At 68.9% G+C, this 17,480-nt stretch carries 18 protein-coding genes and 1 tRNA gene; 7 read left to right on the top strand and 12 right to left on the bottom strand.

Annotation, left to right across the window (positions count from 1 at the left end):
- Window positions 1–149: 149 nt before the first annotated feature.
- Genes D4739_RS09360 through D4739_RS09345 form a run of 4 tightly spaced genes read right to left on the bottom strand, consistent with a single transcriptional unit; the run spans window position 150 to window position 4,443 of the window.
- Window positions 150–1,355, bottom strand: coding sequence for a phosphoglycerate kinase (locus D4739_RS09360; protein WP_120060371.1), 1,206 nt, complete (start codon window positions 1,353–1,355; stop codon window positions 150–152).
- 3 nt (window positions 1,356–1,358) lie between these two features.
- Window positions 1,359–2,393, bottom strand: a complete 1,035-nt coding sequence (gap, locus tag D4739_RS09355) for a type I glyceraldehyde-3-phosphate dehydrogenase (protein ID WP_120060370.1) — start codon at window positions 2,391–2,393, stop codon at window positions 1,359–1,361.
- 45 nt (window positions 2,394–2,438) lie between these two features.
- Window positions 2,439–3,314, bottom strand: coding sequence for a phosphoribulokinase (locus D4739_RS09350; protein ID WP_120060369.1), 876 nt, complete (start codon window positions 3,312–3,314; stop codon window positions 2,439–2,441).
- Between the two features lie 55 nt (window positions 3,315–3,369).
- Window positions 3,370–4,443: a class 1 fructose-bisphosphatase gene (locus D4739_RS09345; RefSeq protein WP_120060368.1), complete on the bottom strand. Its 1,074-nt coding sequence runs from the start codon at window positions 4,441–4,443 to the stop codon at window positions 3,370–3,372.
- A 213-nt stretch (window positions 4,444–4,656) separates the two neighbouring features.
- On the opposite strand from D4739_RS09345, the gene D4739_RS09340 reads away from it, so the two are divergent.
- A complete protein-coding gene (locus tag D4739_RS09340) occupies window positions 4,657–5,718 on the top strand; it encodes an HAD-IIA family hydrolase (RefSeq protein WP_120060367.1) in 1,062 nt (353 codons plus the stop codon).
- Window positions 5,719–5,789: 71 nt separating this feature from the next.
- On the opposite strand, the gene D4739_RS09335 is transcribed toward D4739_RS09340, so the two are convergent.
- Both D4739_RS09335 and D4739_RS16865 read right to left on the bottom strand, forming a co-directional pair.
- Entirely contained in the window at window positions 5,790–6,425 is a 636-nt protein-coding gene (locus D4739_RS09335) for a DUF1345 domain-containing protein (protein ID WP_238473592.1), read from the bottom strand.
- A gap of 1 nt (window position 6,426) precedes the next feature.
- A complete protein-coding gene (locus D4739_RS16865) occupies window positions 6,427–6,879 on the bottom strand; it encodes a hypothetical protein (RefSeq protein ID WP_182920360.1) in 453 nt (150 codons plus the stop codon).
- Between the two features lie 234 nt (window positions 6,880–7,113).
- Between D4739_RS16865 and D4739_RS09325 the strand changes: the two genes are divergently transcribed.
- The 3 genes from D4739_RS09325 to D4739_RS09315 are packed head-to-tail and all read left to right on the top strand — an operon-like array spanning window position 7,114 to window position 9,476.
- Entirely contained in the window at window positions 7,114–7,740 is a 627-nt protein-coding gene (locus D4739_RS09325; protein WP_147384857.1) for a TetR/AcrR family transcriptional regulator, read from the top strand.
- A 57-nt stretch (window positions 7,741–7,797) separates the two neighbouring features.
- Entirely contained in the window at window positions 7,798–8,028 is a 231-nt protein-coding gene (locus tag D4739_RS09320; protein WP_120060365.1) for a hypothetical protein, read from the top strand.
- Window positions 8,025–9,476, top strand: a complete 1,452-nt coding sequence (locus D4739_RS09315) for a hypothetical protein (protein ID WP_120060364.1) — start codon at window positions 8,025–8,027, stop codon at window positions 9,474–9,476. The genes D4739_RS09320 and D4739_RS09315 overlap by 4 nt, the downstream gene beginning before the upstream one ends.
- 19 nt (window positions 9,477–9,495) lie before the next feature.
- Here the strand turns inward: D4739_RS09315 and D4739_RS09310 are convergent, their stop codons facing one another.
- The 3 genes from D4739_RS09310 to D4739_RS09300 all read right to left on the bottom strand — a co-directional run bounded on the left by D4739_RS09310 (window position 9,496) and on the right by D4739_RS09300 (window position 13,349).
- Window positions 9,496–10,266 (bottom strand): alpha/beta hydrolase family protein, encoded by a 771-nt coding sequence (locus D4739_RS09310; RefSeq protein ID WP_120060363.1) that lies wholly within the window; start codon window positions 10,264–10,266, stop codon window positions 9,496–9,498.
- A 150-nt stretch (window positions 10,267–10,416) separates the two neighbouring features.
- Window positions 10,417–11,481, bottom strand: a complete 1,065-nt coding sequence (locus tag D4739_RS09305) for an oxygenase MpaB family protein (protein WP_120060362.1) — start codon at window positions 11,479–11,481, stop codon at window positions 10,417–10,419.
- An 8-nt stretch (window positions 11,482–11,489) separates the two neighbouring features.
- Window positions 11,490–13,349, bottom strand: coding sequence for an acyl-CoA dehydrogenase family protein (locus D4739_RS09300; protein WP_120060361.1), 1,860 nt, complete (start codon window positions 13,347–13,349; stop codon window positions 11,490–11,492).
- A 101-nt stretch (window positions 13,350–13,450) separates the two neighbouring features.
- Between D4739_RS09300 and D4739_RS09295 the strand changes: the two genes are divergently transcribed.
- The 3 genes from D4739_RS09295 (at window position 13,451) to D4739_RS09285 (ending at window position 15,725) form a co-directional block, all read left to right on the top strand.
- A complete protein-coding gene (locus tag D4739_RS09295) occupies window positions 13,451–14,098 on the top strand; it encodes a TetR/AcrR family transcriptional regulator (RefSeq protein WP_120060360.1) in 648 nt (215 codons plus the stop codon).
- Window positions 14,099–14,183: 85 nt separating this feature from the next.
- Window positions 14,184–14,651 carry a MerR family transcriptional regulator gene (locus D4739_RS09290; protein WP_420799018.1) on the top strand — a complete coding sequence of 156 codons (468 nt, stop codon included), beginning with the start codon at window positions 14,184–14,186 and terminating at the stop codon, window positions 14,649–14,651.
- A 36-nt stretch (window positions 14,652–14,687) separates the two neighbouring features.
- Window positions 14,688–15,725 carry an NAD(P)-dependent alcohol dehydrogenase gene (locus D4739_RS09285; RefSeq protein WP_120060359.1) on the top strand — a complete coding sequence of 346 codons (1,038 nt, stop codon included), beginning with the start codon at window positions 14,688–14,690 and terminating at the stop codon, window positions 15,723–15,725.
- 79 nt (window positions 15,726–15,804) lie between these two features.
- Here the strand turns inward: D4739_RS09285 and D4739_RS09280 are convergent.
- The 3 genes from D4739_RS09280 to D4739_RS09270 form a co-directional block, all read right to left on the bottom strand.
- Window positions 15,805–15,877, bottom strand: a tRNA-Ala gene (locus D4739_RS09280).
- Between the two features lie 76 nt (window positions 15,878–15,953).
- The gene (gene sepX / locus D4739_RS09275; RefSeq protein ID WP_476638909.1) at window positions 15,954–16,841 is read right to left on the bottom strand and encodes a divisome protein SepX/GlpR; all 888 of its coding nucleotides are present in this window, start codon (window positions 16,839–16,841) and stop codon (window positions 15,954–15,956) included.
- Between the two features lie 82 nt (window positions 16,842–16,923).
- Complete coding sequence (locus D4739_RS09270; RefSeq protein WP_274380483.1) at window positions 16,924–17,475, bottom strand: GNAT family N-acetyltransferase; 552 nt, start codon at window positions 17,473–17,475, stop codon at window positions 16,924–16,926.
- Window positions 17,476–17,480: the final 5 nt, after the last annotated feature.

Raw genomic sequence — 17,480 nt, 5'->3', positions numbered from 1 at the left:
GGTCGCAGGAGGAGGCGGAGGACTGCCCCTGCCCCAGCGCGTGCGCGCCGTGTCACGCCTCCAGCACGGTCTCCTCAGCGCGCTTCCAGCACGGTCTCCTCAGCGCGCTTCCAGCACGGTCTCCTCAGCGCGCTTCCAGCACGGTCTCCTCAGCGCGCTTCCAGCACGGTGACGCCCGGAAGCTCCCTGCCCTCGAGGTACTCCAGCGACGCGCCGCCGCCGGTCGAGATGTGGCCGAACGCGGCCTCGTCGAACCCGAGCGTGCGCACCGCAGCAGCAGAGTCGCCGCCACCGACGACCGAGAGCCCGGAGATGCCGGTCAGCGCCTGCGCGACCGCGCGGGTGCCCTCGGCGAAGGCAGCCTGCTCGAAGACCCCCATGGGTCCGTTCCAGAAAACGGTCTTCGCATCCGCCAGCGCCTCCGCGAAGGCCTTGCCGGACTCGGGCCCGATGTCGAGCCCCAGGGACTCGGCGGGGATCGCGTCCGCCGCGACGACGCGGGCAGAGGCTTCGTCGCCGAACGCGTCGGCAACCACGATGTCGGTCGGCAGGACGATCTCCACGCCGGTGTCGGCGGCACGCTTGAGGTAGTCCAGGACCGTGGGGATCTGGTCCTCCTCGAGCAGGCTCTTGCCGACCTCGTGGCCCTGGGCCTTGAGGAACGTGAAGACCATCCCGCCGCCGATGAGGAGCTTGTCGGCCTTGCCCAGCAGGTTGTCGATCACGCCGAGCTTGTCGGAGACCTTGGAGCCGCCGAGGACGACCACGTAGGGCCGCTCGGGGGTCTCGGTGAGCCGACGCAGCACGTCGATCTCGGTCGCGACCAGGTTGCCCATCGCGTGCGGCAGACGCTGCGCCACGTCGTACACGCTGGCCTGCTTGCGGTGCACCACCCCGAACCCGTCGGAGACGAACGCATCAGCCAGGGCAGCGAGCTGGTCGGCGAACGCACCACGCTCGGCGTCGTCCTTCGACGTCTCACCGGCGTTGAAACGTACGTTCTCGAGGACGGCGACCTGACCGTCGGCGAGGGCACCGACGACAGCTGTGGCGCTGTCCCCCACCGTGTCGGCTGCGAACGCAACGTCCTGGGCCAGGAGCTCGCCGAGGCGGGCGGCAACAGGAGCCAGTGAGTACGCCGCGTCAGGAGCGCCGGAGGGCCGGCCGAGGTGCGCCGTCACGACCACCCGGGCTCCCGCATCGGCCAGAGCCTTGATCGTCGGCACTGACGCGCGGATCCGGCCGTCGTCGGTGATCCGCAGGTCATCCGCCGGGCCATCGAGCGGGACGTTGAGATCGGAGCGCACGAGGACGCGCTTGCCGCGGAGGTCGCCGAGCGAGGAGAGGTCGGCCATGGTTCAGAGCCCGCGTCCGACGTACGTCGTGAGGTCGGCGAGGCGGTTGGAGTAGCCCCACTCGTTGTCGTACCAGCCGACGACCTTGACGGTGTTGCCGATGACCTTGGTCAGCGGCGCATCGAAGATGCAGGAGGCCGGGTCAGTGACGATGTCGGAGGAGACAATCGGAGCGGTCGAGTAGCGGAGGTAGCCGGCGAGCGGGCCCTCGGCGGCAAGCCGCATGATCGAGTTGACCTCCTCGACCGTGGTGGACCGCTCGGCAACGAAGGTCAGGTCGGTCATCGATCCGGTCGGCACCGGCACCCGGACGGCGTACCCGTCGAGCTTGCCCTTGAGCTCCGGGAGCACGACGCCGATCGCCTTGGCGGCACCCGTCGAGGTGGGTACGACGTTGAGTGCTGCAGCACGGGCGCGACGCAGGTCCTTGTGGATGTTGTCCTGGAGGTTCTGGTCGGCGGTGTAGGCGTGGACGGTCGTCATCAGGCCGCGTGCGATGCCGAGGCACTCGTGCAGCGCCTTGACCATCGGGGCGAGGCAGTTGGTCGTGCACGAGGCATTGGAGATGACGTTGTGCTTGTCCGGGTCGTAGATCTTGTGGTTGACGCCCATCACGATCGTGACGTCCTCATGTGTGGCCGGCGCGGAGATGATCACCTTCTTCGCGCCACCGGAGTCGATGTGGGCGCGGGCCGCGGTGGCGTCGGTGAAGAAGCCGGTCGACTCGATCACGATGTCGACGTCGACGTCCTTCCACGGCAGGTTCGCGGGGTCGCGCTCGGCAAAGGCGACGATGGTCTGGTCGCCCACGACGATCGAGTCCGCGGTCGCGGACACGTCGGCGTCGAGGCGACCCAGGATGGAGTCGTACTTCAACAGGTGCGCAAGCACTGCGTTGTCGGTGAGGTCGTTGACGGCAACGATCTCGATATCGCCTTGGCCTGGTGGGTAGAGGCCTGCGGCGTTCTGCGCGCGGACGGCGCGGAAGAAGTTGCGGCCGATCCGGCCGAAGCCGTTGATGCCTACTCGTACGGTCACGGGAGTCGTCCTCCTGGGTCAAGGCTGGGCGGGGGTCAGGCCGGGTCAGCGGGCCTTGCTGCGACGCTCCATGAGGCGCCACAGCATCGGGGTGAAGATGAGCTGCATCGCCAGATCCATCTTTCCGCCGGGGCAGACGATGGTGTTCGGGCGCGACATGAACGAGTCGTGCAGCATCGAGAGCAGGTACGGGAAGTCGATCCCGCGGGGGTCCTTGAACCGGATCACCAGCATCGACTCGTCGTTCGTCGGGATCGTGCGGGCGATGAACGGGTTGGACGTGTCGACGACCGGGACGCGCTGGAAGTTCACGTCCGTGCGCGAGAACTGCGGGCACATGTAGTTCACGTAGTCGTCCATGCGGCGCAGGATCGTCTCGGTGACCGCCTCGGTGGAGTAGCCGCGCTTCGACTTGTCGCGGTGCAGCTTCTGCATCCACTCCAGGTTGATGACCGGGACGACGCCGACGGTGAGGTCGGCGAAGGAGGCGATGTCGACCTTCTCGGTCGTGATCGCGCCGTGCAGGCCCTCGTAGAAGAGCAGGTCCGTGCCGGCCGGGATGGTCTCCCACGGCGTGAACGTGCCCGGCTCCTGGCCGTACGGCGCGGCCTCCTCGTCGTCGTGGAGGTACTTGCGGATCTTGCCCGAGCCGGTCTCGCCGTACTCGCGGAAGAGGGTCTCGAGCTCCTCGAAGAGGTTGGCCTCCGGGCCGAAGTGGCTGAAGGTGTGGTCGCCGGAGGCGATCGCCTTCGACATCTCCTCCTTCATCGCCATGCGGTCGTAGCGGTGGAAGCTGTCGCCCTCGACGTACGCCGCGTTCATGTTCTCGCGGCGGAAGATCTGGGAGAACGTCTTCAGGACGGTGGACGTGCCGGCGCCGGACGAGCCGGTGATGACGACGACGGGGTGCTTGGCGGACATGGCGCCCTCCTCGGGTGATGGATCGGTGCTCGGCGGACGGTCGGGTGGGCGGGACTCAGTTGCCGGGACGGAACAGGCCACGCAGGCCGTAGAGGGCGTGCTCGGCGACCGGACCGTCGGGCTCCTCGGCGTGGTACTTCTCGATCAGCTCGACCTCCTCGCGCGAGCCGAAGATGAACCCGATGCGCTGGTGCAGGTCGGTCGGCTTGACCTCGAGGATCCGCTCACGCCCGGTGGTTGCCCGGCCTCCGGCCTGCTCGACCAGCATCGCGATCGGACCGGCTTCGTAGAGCAGCCGCAGCCGGCCCTCCTTGGTCGGGTCCTTGCTGTCGCGCGGGTAGAGGAAGACGCCACCGCGGGTCAGGATCCGGTGGGTCTCGGCGACCAGGGAGGCCACCCAGCGCATGTTGAAGTCGCGCTGGCGCGGGCCGTTGACGCCCTGCAGGCACTCGTCGACGTAGCGCAGGATGGCTGGCTCCCAGAAGCGGCGGTTGGAGCTGTTCACGGCGTACTCGGAGGTGGTCTGCGGGATCTGGATGTCCTGGCGGGTCAGGATGAACTCACCCAGGTCCGGGTCGAGTGTGAACGCGTGCACGCCGGTGCCGACGGTCAGCACGAGCAGTGTCGACGGGCCGTAGATCGCGTAGCCCGCGGCGACCTGCTCGGTGCCGGGCTGGAGGAAGTCCTCGACGACCGCGTGCTCGCCGGCGACGGGGGCGCGCAGGATCGAGAAGATGCTGCCGACGGAGACGTTGACGTCGATGTTGGAGGACCCGTCGAGCGGGTCGAAGGTGAGCAGGTACTTGCCGCGCGGGTAGCCGTCCGGGATCGCGTACGGGTCGTCGAGCTCCTCGGAGGCCATGCCCGTGAGCTGGCCGGCCCACTCGTTGGCGCGCAGGAAGATGTCGTTGGCGATCACGTCGAGCTTCTGCTGCTGCTCGCCCTGGACGTTGACGGCGCCGACCTTGCCCAGGCTGCCGGTCAGGGCGCCCGAGGCGATGCGACGGGAGATCGCCTTGCAGGCCAGGGCAACGTCGAGGATGAGCGAGTTCAGCTCGCCGCTCGACCCCGGGTGCCGGCGCCGTTCCTCGATGAGGAACTGCGTGAGTGTCGATCGATCGGTCAGCATCTCTGTCGCCTCCTCGTGTCCAGCCCTCCGACGGGGCTGATGACGAGCACACCAGTGGCCCCGGTCACAGGCATCCCTCCCAGGGGTGACGTGGGGGGTGACGGGTCCTTCGATCGCCTCGTCCCACCCGCAGGCTCACGCGCGCGGGTGAGTCGCCGACCCGGGCGCACAGGTCAGGCTGTGGCCCCGATCCCGTGCCCGGAGGAGTCCGCCATGCCCACCGCACCCCTCGCCACCAGGTATGACGGTCTGGTCTGCGATCTCGACGGCGTCGTCTATCGCGGCCCCCACGAAGTGCCCGGGGCGGTCGAGACACTGAACCAGGTGATGGCCGACGGCATGCGTGTCTCCTTCGCGACCAACAACGCCTCCCGCCCGCCGGACCAGGTCGTCGACCACCTACGTGCGCTCGGCCTCGAGGGAGGCTCCGACGGGTCGGCATGGTCGGTCGTGACCAGCTCACAGGCGGCCGCGGCGTACATCGCGGGGATGGCACCTCCGGGCAGCCGGGTGCTCGCGGTCGGCGGACCGGGCGTGCACGAGGCGATCGCAGAGGCCGGTCTGGTGCCGGTCACGGTCACCGAGCTCCACACCGAGCTCCACACCGGGGCAGACGCCGGCTCGAGCGAGGGCGTACCTCTCGTCGCGGTGCTCCAGGGACTCGGCGTCGACGTCACCTGGACCGAGCTCGCCGAGATCGCCTACCGGACGCAGGCCGGGCTGCCCTGGGTGGCGGCCAACCTCGACATCATGCTTCCGACCGGCCGCGGACCTGCTCCGGGCAACGGGGCGCTGGTGGCTGCCGTCCGGACCGCGACCGGCGCCGTACCTCATGTGGTCGGCAAGCCCGCTCCCGATCTCTACGACCTCTGTCGGGAGCGGCTCGGCTGCTCTCCGGCCCGGACCCTGGCCTGCGGTGACCGGCTCGACACCGACATCGAGGGAGCCAACGCGGCAGGCCTCGACTCACTACTGGTCTTCACCGGTGCCGCGTCGTTGCAGGACGTCTGCTTCGCGTCGAAGGCGATACGACCGACGCACGTCGCCCGCGACCTGACCGGCCTGCGCACGGTGGTCCCGCGCATCTCCGACGTCCCCGGCGACCTCGTCTCAGTGCGCGGCGACGGCACGATCGACATCGCACCATCGGCCTCCGCGGAGCTGGTGCTTCCCGCCGTGGTCGCCGCGATCTGGGCCGCACTCGACGGGGGCGAGCAGGTCAGCAGCGACCCGGCGATGTGGCGCGCCCTCGAGGTGGCCGCGGGCCTGGCCTGACGTCGCAGCACCCGCGCCCCCTCAGGGACCGCGCCGTCAGGGGCCGCGCACTCAGGGGCTGGGTGACCGGCTCAGGCGTTGACGATGGCGACGACCAGGTTGATGGTCGTGGCCAGGATGAGCGCACCGAAGACATAGGACAGCATGCAGTGGCGCAGCACGACGGAGCGGATCTCCGATCGGGTGACGTTGGTGTCGGACACGGCGTACGTCATGCCGAGGTTGTAGCTGAAGTAGAGGAAGTCGCGGTACGACGGCTGGGTGCCGGGGCTGTTGAAGTCGATCCCGCCCGCGTCGGCGGTGTAGTAGAGATCCGCATAGCGGGTCGCGTACATCAGGTGCACCGACCCCCAGGCCAGGAACACGCCACCCAGTGCCAGTGCGGCGGTCCCGCTGTCGGCTCCGTGGCCGAGCAGCATCAGCACGAGGATCGCAGCCAGGCCACCGACCGAGGCGAAGACGATGATGCCCTCCTCGAGGGCCTTGTCGACCGCCTCGCGCCCGATGAACTCTGCGGTCTCCTCTGCATTCATCGGCCACAGGACGATCCAGCCGACGACGACGAAGACCGCACAGGTGACCGCGATCCCGGAGAGTATGCCGAGCGCGGACCCGCTGATCGCGGCGACAAGACCGGCACTCACGGCGCCGAGGACGGCCGCACCGACGATCCGCGGGATCGCCGACATCGGCTTGTGGGCTGCCACGTCAGGCGACGACGTCGAGCGTCTGGGTGTGCTCGTTGAACGTGAACGACTCCCCGGACTTCAGGCCTGCGATCGCCTCACCCACCGGCGCATCGGCGCTGATGCCCTCGTAGGTGACACCGTCGACCTCGAACTCGTCGGCAACGACGCCGACCACGTAGTGCGAACCACCGAAGGCGACGACTGCGCCGGGCCGGACGGTGTCGGTGGGCGAGAAGTCGAGGGCCTCGACGGTCTCGAGAAGGGCCTGCTGGCGCGCCACGGACTGCTCGAAGAGCTCGCCCAGGTCGCCCGCCTCCGCTGCCTGCGAGAGGTCGTCGACCTGATAGGTGTCGTCCTCGGGAAGGACGGCGGCCGCGTTGTCGTCACTGACCTGTGCCTGGAGCGCATCCAGGGCCTCGGTCGCCTGCGCGACCAGCGCTGCCTTGATCCGCTGCTTTGCTGCGTCGTCCACGGTGTCCGCCCCTCGATTGCCGTTCGCGTACGTCTGGCCATCATGCCGCCGGCGTCAAACGCGCAGGTCCGCGACCGGTGAGGTGCAGGACATCTGTTAATTACTACATAGGCGTAGTAATGTCGGAGCCGGACCAGAGGAGACCTACATGACGCTCGTCGCCCGTCGCGCTCCCCTGATGGGCGCGGGATTTCCGGAGCCGCCTCACGAGACGGCACCACTACAGTGACGCCCGTGAGCGAGACGACGGGGAGGAGACGCCCGTACGCCGCGCGCGTCCCCATGCCGGAGCGCCGGGAGCAGCTCATGGATGCCGCCCTCGCCATCGTCGTCCGCGACGGCTACGACCACCTCTCGGTCGACGCGATCGCGCGCGAGGCGGGCGTCACCCGCCCCGTCGTGTACGGCGCCTTCGACGGCCTCGACGCGCTCCTCTCCGCGCTGCTCGACCGCGAGGAAGCGCGCATGCTCGGCGACCTCATGAACTCGCTGCCCGACCTCGGCTCCGCGACGTCCCTCGAGGCCTATGTCACCGAGGCGGTGAACCGACTGGTCGCGATGTTCGCCGCCAACCCCGACCAGTGGCGCCCGATGCTGCTCACCCAGGCCGGTGCCCCGGCGGCGGTGATCCACCGGATCGAGGCCGACCGGTCCAAGGTGCGCGACACGATCGCCGGACTCATCTCCGGCTATGCCCTGATGACCGGGGCCCGATCTGTCGACGCTCCACTCGTGGCCCATGCCGCGGTCGCGCTGCTCGAGCACTTCGGGCGGCTGATGCTGACCGACCCCGACCAGTTCACCCCCGAGCGGATCACCGCCGCTGTCGTCCAGACGATCGGCCTCGTCCTCACGACGTGACGGACACGGCCCGTCCGCCGCCGCCTCACCTTCACGTCACCTTCAAGGGAGTCACCCATGGGGAACCACGACACCACTGCCGCGCTCACCGAGCTCGAGCGCGCACTCGGCACCCCGGTTCCGGACGCATTCGCCGCGCTCGGATCAGCCGATGCGGAGCACCTCACGGCTGCCATCCGCACCGCACAGGCGCGACAGGGCGCACAGCTCGAAGGCGCCGTGACCGACGCCCTCAACCACGTGCCGCGCCCGCTCCGCGGCGCCGTCCGCAAGGCGGTGGGACTGTGACGACGCTGGCGACGCGCGCGGAGCTGGTCAAGCTCGCCGCGCTGCTCGACATCCCGGTCGACCAGCTGACCTATCTCGAGGGCTACCAGCCCGGTGAGCTGCGGGCACTGCGCGAGAGCATCACCGACCGGCTCTTCGAGTCCGACCGCAAGCGACTGGTCGGCATCGCCACCGCCAGCAAGTTGGTGCCCGTCGGCATCTCCGCAAGGATCGCCGAGCTGGCCTTTCCCGCCCCGCTCGCGGCACGTGTCTCCGGGCTGCTCGAGCCGAGCCGCGCGGTGGACCTCGCCCGCAAGGTCTCGATCCCGTTCCTCGCCGAGATGACGCCCTACCTCGACCCGCGCCGGGTCAGCGCGATCATCGAGCGGATCCCCAGCGACATCGTCGTCAAGGTCGGCAGGATCCTCGGCGATGCCGGCGAGCACATCACGATGGGTCGCTTCGTCAGCTACGTGAACAAGGACGCCATCGCGCAGACGGCGGCCGTGCTCAGCGACGCGTCCCTGTTGCGCACCGGGTTCGTCCTCGAGGACCCGGCCGTGCTGCCGGAGATGGTCCGGCTGCTGCCTCCGGAGCGGCTGCGCGGCGTCATCCGCGCGGCGTACGAGGAGGAGCTGTGGCCCGAGGCCCTCAACATGCTCGACCACCTCGACGACGCCGCACGCGGTCTGCTCGCCGACATCGCGGCCGGCGAGGAGGCGGCCGTCCTCGACGGCATGGTCGCCGTCGCCCACGAGGAGGACCTGTGGGAGATCGCCCTGCCCGTGGCGCGCACGATGAACCCGGACTCGCGCAAGCGCTTCGCGGCCCTGCCGACGTTCGGCAGGCCCGAGGTGCTCGCCAAGGTCGTGCGGACCGCCGCCGACAAGGAGCTGTGGCCAGAGCTGCTCCCCCTCGTCCCGCTCCTCCCCGTCGAGGCGCGTCGCGAGGTCGCGAGGATCGCCCTGGAGCTAGGCCCCGACGTCCAGGAGCGGGTGCTGGCCGAGGCTTCCGAGCACAACCTCTGGGCGCCCCTGGTCACGATCGCCGCCGCACTGGGCGATGACGTCCCGTGGGAGAACCTGCCGTGGGACATCGGCCAGATCGTCGCGAGGATGGGCGAGGCCGAGATGGACGCCTTCCTCGGCGACGTCGCCGATGCCGACCTGTGGGGTGACGTGCTGTCGATCGCCGAGCGGGTCCCGGACGAGCACGTCGCCCGACTGGCCCGCCAGGCCGTCGCACTCGATGTCGAGGCGATCATGAGCCGCGTCATCGACGCCGCCGACCACACCGGGCTGTGGGCCGAGGGACTTGGGCTGCTCGCGCGCCTCGACGGGGCAACCCTCGAGGAGCTGGCCGTGCACGCTGCCGCGCTGCCTGCCGACCTCCGCCGCCGGGTCATCGACGCGGCGACCCGGCTCGGGATGCTCGACGACCTCGGCCCGATCAGCGCGGCCCTCGCCTGAGGCGAGTCGGCGCGGGCACCTAGTTGCCCGCGCCAGCTCCCAGGTAGGGGTCGGCCCAGGCACTCACGATGCGGGCCGCGCGCTTTGCCTGACCGGGCTGCGTGAGCAGGTGGTCGGAGCCCTCGAGCGAGACGAAGCTGCGCGGGTGACGGGCGGTGCGGAAGATCTCGCTGGCATTGGCGATGCCGACGGTGTTGTCGGTGGGCGAGTGCATGACCAGGAGGGGAAGCCGCAGGTTGCGGATCCGGTCGCGCAGCTCGGCGCGGCGTACGTCCTCGACGAAGGCCTTCTTCAGGACCAGCGCCTTGCCGCCGACCAGCCACTCAGCCGCGCCCTCCGCAAGGACGCGCTCGACCACGACGTCGTACTGGTGCTCGACGTGGCTCGGGTCGACCGGCGCTGCCACCGTCGCGACAGCCCGCACACCGGGTACGTCGCGTGCCGCCGCGATGACCGCTGCCCCGCCCCACGAGTGGCCGACCAGCAGGTCGACCGGCGTGCCGCGCTCGGCCATGAACGCAGCGGCACGAACGGTGTCGGCGACCTTGTGGGTGAACGAGCCATCGCCCCAGTCGCCCTCCGAGTCGCCGAGCCCGTGGGCGTCGTACCGGAGCATCCCGATGCCCTCGCTGGCCAGCTGCTTGCACATGCGCGCGGCCGCAGGGCAGTCCTTGCCGAGCGTGAAGCCGTGGATGAAGACACCCCAGCCGCGCACGGGCCCCGTCGGTACGTCGATGAGCCCGGCGAGCATGGGACCTGTGGAGCTCGGAAAGGTGACACGTTCTGCCATGGCGGCAAGCGTGCAGCACTACTCAGAAGTAGGGGTAATCCGGGCCACCGAGCGTTTCGGAAACGCAACAGGACGGCCCGCTACGGGCCGCCCTGTTGCCGGGTGTTTCAAAGCCATGTGTTTCAAAGCCGTGTCACGGCACGAGCTCGGTCAGCCGAGCGTGCCGAGCACGGGCTGCGACTCGATCAGGCCCTCGTCGCTCGGCGGCAGGTGCTCGTCGAAGACGCGGTGGTGCTGGCGGGCGCGGAGCTCGAGGTGGGCGTCAGCCGGCTTCGGGTAGCCGTAGCGCTCGCGCGCCTGGGCCGGCGTCAGGATCTCCGGGCTCAACGGCTCGAGACCCTGCCAGTGCGGCTCGATGATCGCCAGCGTGCGGGGCGCAACCATGCCGAGCACCCAGCGCTGGATGAAGAGGCTCCGCGAGGCAGCAGCCATCAGGAGGCGCGCCAGCACCGTGATCCACAGATCGGTGAACCGCCCCTGGCGGACGTTCGCGAGCTCACGCATGTGGCGCGGGAGGGTCGCGATCGTTGCCTTGCGCATCACGAAGTTGATGATCGGGCTGAGCAGCCGGATGTGGAGCGCCTTGTGGGGCGCCAGGACCGCGGTCACACCGTTGAGCAGCTGGTTGATCATCTGGTGCGTCGACAGGCTCGAGGCCAGGCGCGGCTCCCAGCTGTCGAAGTACGCCCGCACCTCTTCTGCGTTGCGGGGCACCTTCAGCGGGTCGCAGGTCTGGAACTCCGCAGCGATGGCGCAGTCGGCCCAGAACTCGTTCTCCTCGGCTTCGGTGAGCTTGCCGGGGCCGAACATCTCGTAGGCGGTGAGCACGGAGTGCCAGCCGGTGATCAGGATCCACAGCTGTGAGTCCGGGTCATTGGCGTCGTACTTGTTACCGCTCACCGGCTCGATGCCGATCGACTTGGAGTGGATCTTGACCAGCACGTCGGCCATCTTCGCCACGGTCGCACTGTCCGCGAACGCCACCGCCGCGAAGTACTGGACGGTGCGGGCGTAGCGGGTGTCGAGCCGGTCGTAGTTCGCGCCCGTCTGGTGCACGGAGGCCACCAGGTTGGGGTCGAACTCCTCGATCACGACGGCGCGGATGATGCCCATCAGCGGGGTCGTGGGGTAGCCCCACACCTTGCGAGTGACCGAACCGGGAGCGAAGAACCCGTTGTCCGCGTGCGGCTTGATTTCTACCTTGCTCTTCTTCATTGGAAACCTCACGGGTTCATTGAGTAGTCGCCGGCGGTGGAGCGGGCCTCGGCCCACACGCGCGCGGTGCGCTCGTCGTCGAAGACGGGGCGACGCTGGATCGCGTTGGCCGCCTTGACCTGGGCCTTCGTCAGCGAGGGCTTCTGGGTGAGCACGAGTGCGTGCCTGGAAACGTCACCGACCAGCACCTCAAAGATGCTGTCGACGAGGTCGTTGTCGACACTCCAGATCTTGGACTGCTGCAGGATCAGATCGCCATAGGCGACGGTCGTGAAGATGTCACCCACGACAAGCAGCAGGTCCAGGTCGCGCATCTGCTTCTTGTCCAGCGGGGCGGTGCCCAGCAGCGCCTGGAACGCGTCGCACTGCTCGAGCATGAGCTTCACGTTGGGCAGGTGCGCCCACTCGGCGTACACGGCACGCCAGTCGTGGAAGGCGACCTTGCTCAGACCCGCGGTCGGGCCCTGGTTCCACAGGTAGGTGTCGTCCGCGGTGTCGCGGCGACGCGGCGGCAGCTCGGGCGACTTGGCGGCCAGCTTGGCGCCGAGCGGCTTGGCGGCGCGGATCGCGGCGCGGGTGGCCTTGAACGCCGGGGCGAACGCCACGTCCGGGACCTTGCTCGCCTTGCCGCGCACGGCCAGCAGGGCCAGGCTCGGGTCGGTCGGGCTGAAGATGTAGTTCTGCAGGAACTTCAGCGACAGCGCCATGTTGAGGTGAACCGTGCCCTCGAGTCGCGGCAGACCCATCATCGCGACTGCGCCGACCGGGTAGTACATGTCGTTCTCGAAGCCGCGGGCCGCGATGCAGTCGGCGATCAGCTCGTAGACGTGGGCGCCCTGGCGGCTGACGCTCATCTTCTCGATGGCGTCGAAGAGCAGGTAGCGGCGGTCGTCGGCCGAGGCGGACCGCATGTAGTCGACAGCGCGCTCGGAGTAGAGGTCCATCGCCTGGAGGCGGACCCAGCTCTCGGTGAAGTTGGCGCGCACCTGCGCGAAGTCGGTGACCTTGGTGTCGAAGAGCACGCGGTTGTCGGCGTGGGTCAGACCCTCGTGCCAGACGTGCTGGGTGGCACCGACGGAGCCGAAGCCGATGTTGAACTTGCCGACGTTGACGGTGTTGATCGCCGCGTCGAAGGCCTCAGAGCCGACGTGGATGATGTCCTCTTCGCGGACCGGGTAGTTCTCCAGGTCGAAGGCAGCGACGTAGATCTGCGAGTTCACGACGTTCTTGCGCAGCTTGTAGGCCTTGTGCTGGCTGTCGACGACGAAGAAGACGTAGCCGTCCTGGGTCTTCGGGCCGGTCGGGAGACCCTCGACGCGACCGAAGATCGACACCATGCCGGCCTTGTTGCCGTTGCCGATGTAGTACTTGCCGCCGTTGGCGACGTACGTGCCGTCACCCTTCGGGGTGAGCACCATGTCGGAGGTGTAGACGTCGGCGCCGTGGTCACGCTCGGAGAGACCGAAGGCGAAGATCTCGCCCTCGTCGAGGAGCTTGGCGGCCTTGCGCTTGACGGCCTCGTTGGAGGTCTGCCAGATCGGGCCGAGGCCGAGGATCGTGACCTGCCAGACGTACCAGTACGACATGCCGTAGAAGCCGAGGATCTGGCTGTACTTGGTGACGCGGGCTTCGTCCCACCGCTTGTTCGGGTCGCCGTCAGCCTGCTCGGCCGGGGTCAGGAAGGTCGCGAACACCTTCTCCTTCTTCTGGAACTCCAGGAAGTCGGCGAACCAGACGCGGTCGCGGTCCTGCTGGAGCAGCCACGCCTTGCCCTTGCCCTCGAAGAAGTTGATGGTCTCCTCGAAGATGCGACGCGTCTCCGCATCGAACTCGGCGAAGTCAGGCTTGTGGGGGTTGAACAGCGTCATGGGGACTCTTTCGTCTGGAAGGGACGGATCCACATTAATACATTGATGTAGGAAGTTGCTACGGTGATGTAGGAAACATTTCCCGCCACTAGGATCTGCCCATGCCTGCCAGCACCCGGCCCAGCACGGGCCCCCGCCCGCGTGAGCGCGCGCCCCACCTGGGGCCCGAGCGACGACGCCCCCAGGTGCTCGATGCTGCCCTGACGATCGCGGTCCGCGAGGGCATCGGCGCGGTGACCATCGGTTCCGTCGCGTCCGAGATGGGCGTGACCCGCCCTGTCGTCTACGCCTGTTTCTCCGACCGGGTGGAGATGGTCGAGGCCCTGCTGGACCGCGAGGTGCCCCTGCTCGTCGCAGGAGTCCTCGACGCACTGCACAGCTCGGGCGGCGCCGCGGACTCCGAGCAAGCATTCGTGATCGGCTTCCGCGCACTGCTGGCGACCGTCACGGCCTCCCCCGACACCTGGCGACTGGTCTTCTCCGGCGAGCCCGACCTGGCCGTCGCCGAACGCTTCCGCGCAGCACGCGCGCACGTCACCGAGCAGACGACGGCCTGGATCGCCCCCGCCATGGAGCTGTGGTGGCAGACGCCGGACCTCGACCGCAAGCTCCCCGTGCTGATCGAGCTCTTCCTCGCCTCGTGCGAGTCAGCGGTCCGCTCCGTGCTCGAGGAGTCCAACGACTGGGGCCCCGATGACCTGGGCGAGTTCGTCGGGCGTGCGGTCCACCGCGCCTTCAAGGACGCCTGACCCCAGGAACGACGAAGGCCGGGCCCCTCGAGACCGAGGACCGCGCCAGGGGCTTTGACTTCAAGTACTTGAAGTTCCTAGCGTCATGGACGTGAGCTCGATCGCGACCCGCAGGACCTACACGATCAAGGAGGCCGCCGCACTGAGCGGCCTTCCCGCCAGCACGCTGCGCTACTACGAGTCGATCGGCGTGATCGCGCCGGTCAGCCGCGGCGCGAGCAGTGGCCACCGCGTCTACGACGAGGACGACCTCGACCAGCTGACCTGGGTCGCCTGCCTCTCCGCGACCGGCCTGTCCGTCAGCGACATGAAGCAGTACGTCGCCAACGGGCACCGTGGACCGGAGGCGGCCGCCGAACAGGTGGCCCTGCTCGAGGCACAGGCGGCGCGACTGGAGCGCGAGGCGGAACACCTCAAGCTCCGGCAGCGCTACGTGAGCCTGAAGGTCGCCTACTGGTCCGCCGTGGCCGCGGGCGACATCACAGCGGCCGACCGTCTCTCGGCGGAGTCCCGCGCCCTCATCGACGAGCTCACGCACCACAAGAACCACTGACCCCCCCCATCGCTCCCCGAAGGGAAACGTCCACTCATGCGCGTGAACGCCTACGCAGCACCCGCCGCCGGCCAGCCGCTGGCTCCCACCACCATCGAGCGCCGCAAGGTCGGCGCGAACGACGTCCTCATCACGATCGAGTACGCCGGCATCTGCCACTCCGACATCCACACCGTCAACGGCGACTGGGGCCCGCAGCCCTTCCCCGTCGTGCCCGGCCACGAGATCGTCGGCACCGTCACCGAGGTCGGACCGGCCGTGACGAAGCACCAGGTCGGCGACCGCGCCGGCGTGGGCTGCATGGTCAACTCCTGCCGCGAGTGCGCCAACTGCCGCAACGGCGACGAGCAGTACTGCCTCAACGGGATGGTCGGGACGTACGCCGCGACCGACCGCGACGGGACCACCACCCAGGGCGGCTACTCCACCCACGTCGTCGTCGACGCGGACTTCGTCGTCTCTGTGCCCGACGGCATCGACCCGGCAGCCGCCGCACCGCTGCTGTGCGCCGGCATCACGACGTACTCCCCGCTGCGGCACTGGAACGCCGGCCCCGGCACGAAGGTCGCCGTCGTCGGCCTCGGCGGGCTGGGCCACATGGCGGTCAAGATCGCCCACGCCATGGGCGCGGAGGTGACCGTCCTGTCGCAGTCGCTGAAGAAGCAGGAGGACGGCCTCCGGCTCGGCGCCGACCACTACTACGCGACGTCGGACCCGACCACTTTCGAGCAGCTCGCGGGCTCGTTCGACCTGATCATCAACACCGTCAGCGCCGCAATCGACGTCGATGCCCACCTCCGGCTCCTCGCCGTCGGCGGCACCCTGGTCAACGTCGGTGCTCCCGCCGAGCCGCTGGGCGTGAACGTCTTCTCGCTGATCACCGGTCGGCGCTCGTTCGCCGGCTCGATGATCGGCGGCATCGCAGAGACCCAGGAGATGCTCGACTTCTGCGCCGAGCACGGCATCGGCTCCGAGATCGAGATCATCTCCGCAGACAAGGTCAACGAGGCGTACGAACGGGTCCTGGCCTCGGACGTCCGCTACCGGTTCGTGATCGACGCCGCCACCATCTGAACCTGGCCAGCTGAACGTGGCCAGCAATGCGAACCGCCCGCGACCTGTCTTCACAGGTGGCGGGCGGTTTGCTCTTGGGTGGAGGTGAGGGGACTCGAACCCCTGGCCTTCTCGATGCGAACGAGACGCGCTACCAGCTGCGCCACACCCCCAACTTGCATCGCTGCAAGTGCTGCGATGCGAGACGAAAAGATAGCACCAGCCCGAGGGGTGATCCCAATCCGGGGTTCAGGAACCGGTACGACGCTGCTCGCGACGCTGGCGGGCAGAGACCTTCGCGTCGCGCTCGGCCTGGTCGGCCTCGCGGGCGATCGCGGAGGACTCCTCGGTGCGGCCCGACGTCCAGGTGCCGGGGGCACCCAGGTCGATCGTGCGCACCGTGCGACGCGTGGCCGCCGGCTTGCTGACGTAGGTCGGGAGCGTGGTCGGGACCGGGTCCCAGAGCGGCTCGCGGATGGCCGGGATCGTCGAGGTGTCGGCGTCGGAGCCGACCTCGTCGAAGCCCTGGTCGTTGCGCTCGACGGCGATGTCGGCCGGCACCGCGCCTGCGACGCTCTCGGTCTCGGCCGCGGTCTCCGCGAGGGAGGTCGGCATCTTGATCCGGACCGGCGCCCAGGTGGCCTGCGCCTGCTCGGAGCGGACCATCAGGCGGCAGGTGACCAGCCAGGCGACGAGCAGGGTGGCCGGAGCCGCCTGCCAGACCCAGCCGATGACACCGAACGCGGCGACGGCCGCCACGATGACGTTGAGGGTGACGATCGTGCCGAGCACCCGACGGCGGCGCTGGGCAGCCTTCTTCGCAGCCGCGCGGCGCGCGCGGATCTGCGCAGCCGACGGACGACGCGAGGGCCCCGGAGACGAGGCGGGCGTAGCGGAGGACTGACCCGGAGACGACTGGGCCTTGGTGGTGACCACCGGCGCAGCACCGGCGCGAGCCGGCGTCACGACAACTCGGGATTCGGCCGTCTCCCGGCGGGCGAGCACCCGCATGGTGGAGGAGAACCGGTCGACGGATCGACTGCTCGACACCTCGTCTGAGTGTCGGCGCACCTGGGGAATCAGATAGACCGCCCAGGCCACAACCAGAGCTACGAAGATAAACGGGGTCAGGTCCACGTGTCCGAGATTAGAAGCGGTAGCGCAGGATGGGGCGCAAGTCCATAGGTGTGTCGCAAAATCACTTGTGTGACAACTGGGATCAGAACCCGTTCAGCAGCCTTCGGACCAGTCCCCCGGGCACCTCTTCGGCAGTGATCCCGAACAGCACGTGGTCACGCCAGGCCCCGTCGATGTGCAGGTAGCGCGGCGCCAGGCCACACCGCTCGATGCCGAGCTTCTCCACCACCCGCAGGGAGTTGGTGTTCTCCGGACGGATCGCGATCTCGACGCGATGCAGCCGCTCGATGAGGAAGAGGTGGTCGACGACCATCGCGACGGCGAGTGGGACCAGCCCCCGGCCGGCGTACTCCTGGCCGATCCAGTAGCCCACCGAGCAGAACCGCGCCGATCCGAGCACGATGTTGTTGACGGTGATCTGGCCGGCGAACTCGCCGTCGACCTCGATCGCGAAGGGCAGCGCCTGCCCCTCGCGCGCCATGCGCCCGAGGCGGCGTACCAGCGCACGGAACGTCGTCGGCCGGGATCCGCTGTCGGGCGGCATCGTCGCCTCCCACTGCCGCAGCCAGTCGGCGTTGCGGGAGCGGAGCTCGCGCCAGGCGCGGCCGTCGCCGACGACGAGGGGGCGCAGCACGAGGG

This window comes from Nocardioides cavernaquae (assembly GCF_003600895.1).
GTDB lineage: Bacteria > Actinomycetota > Actinomycetes > Propionibacteriales > Nocardioidaceae > Nocardioides > Nocardioides cavernaquae.
Note: the sequence above shows the minus strand (reverse complement) of the source record. Positions and strands in the feature narration are given on the sequence as shown.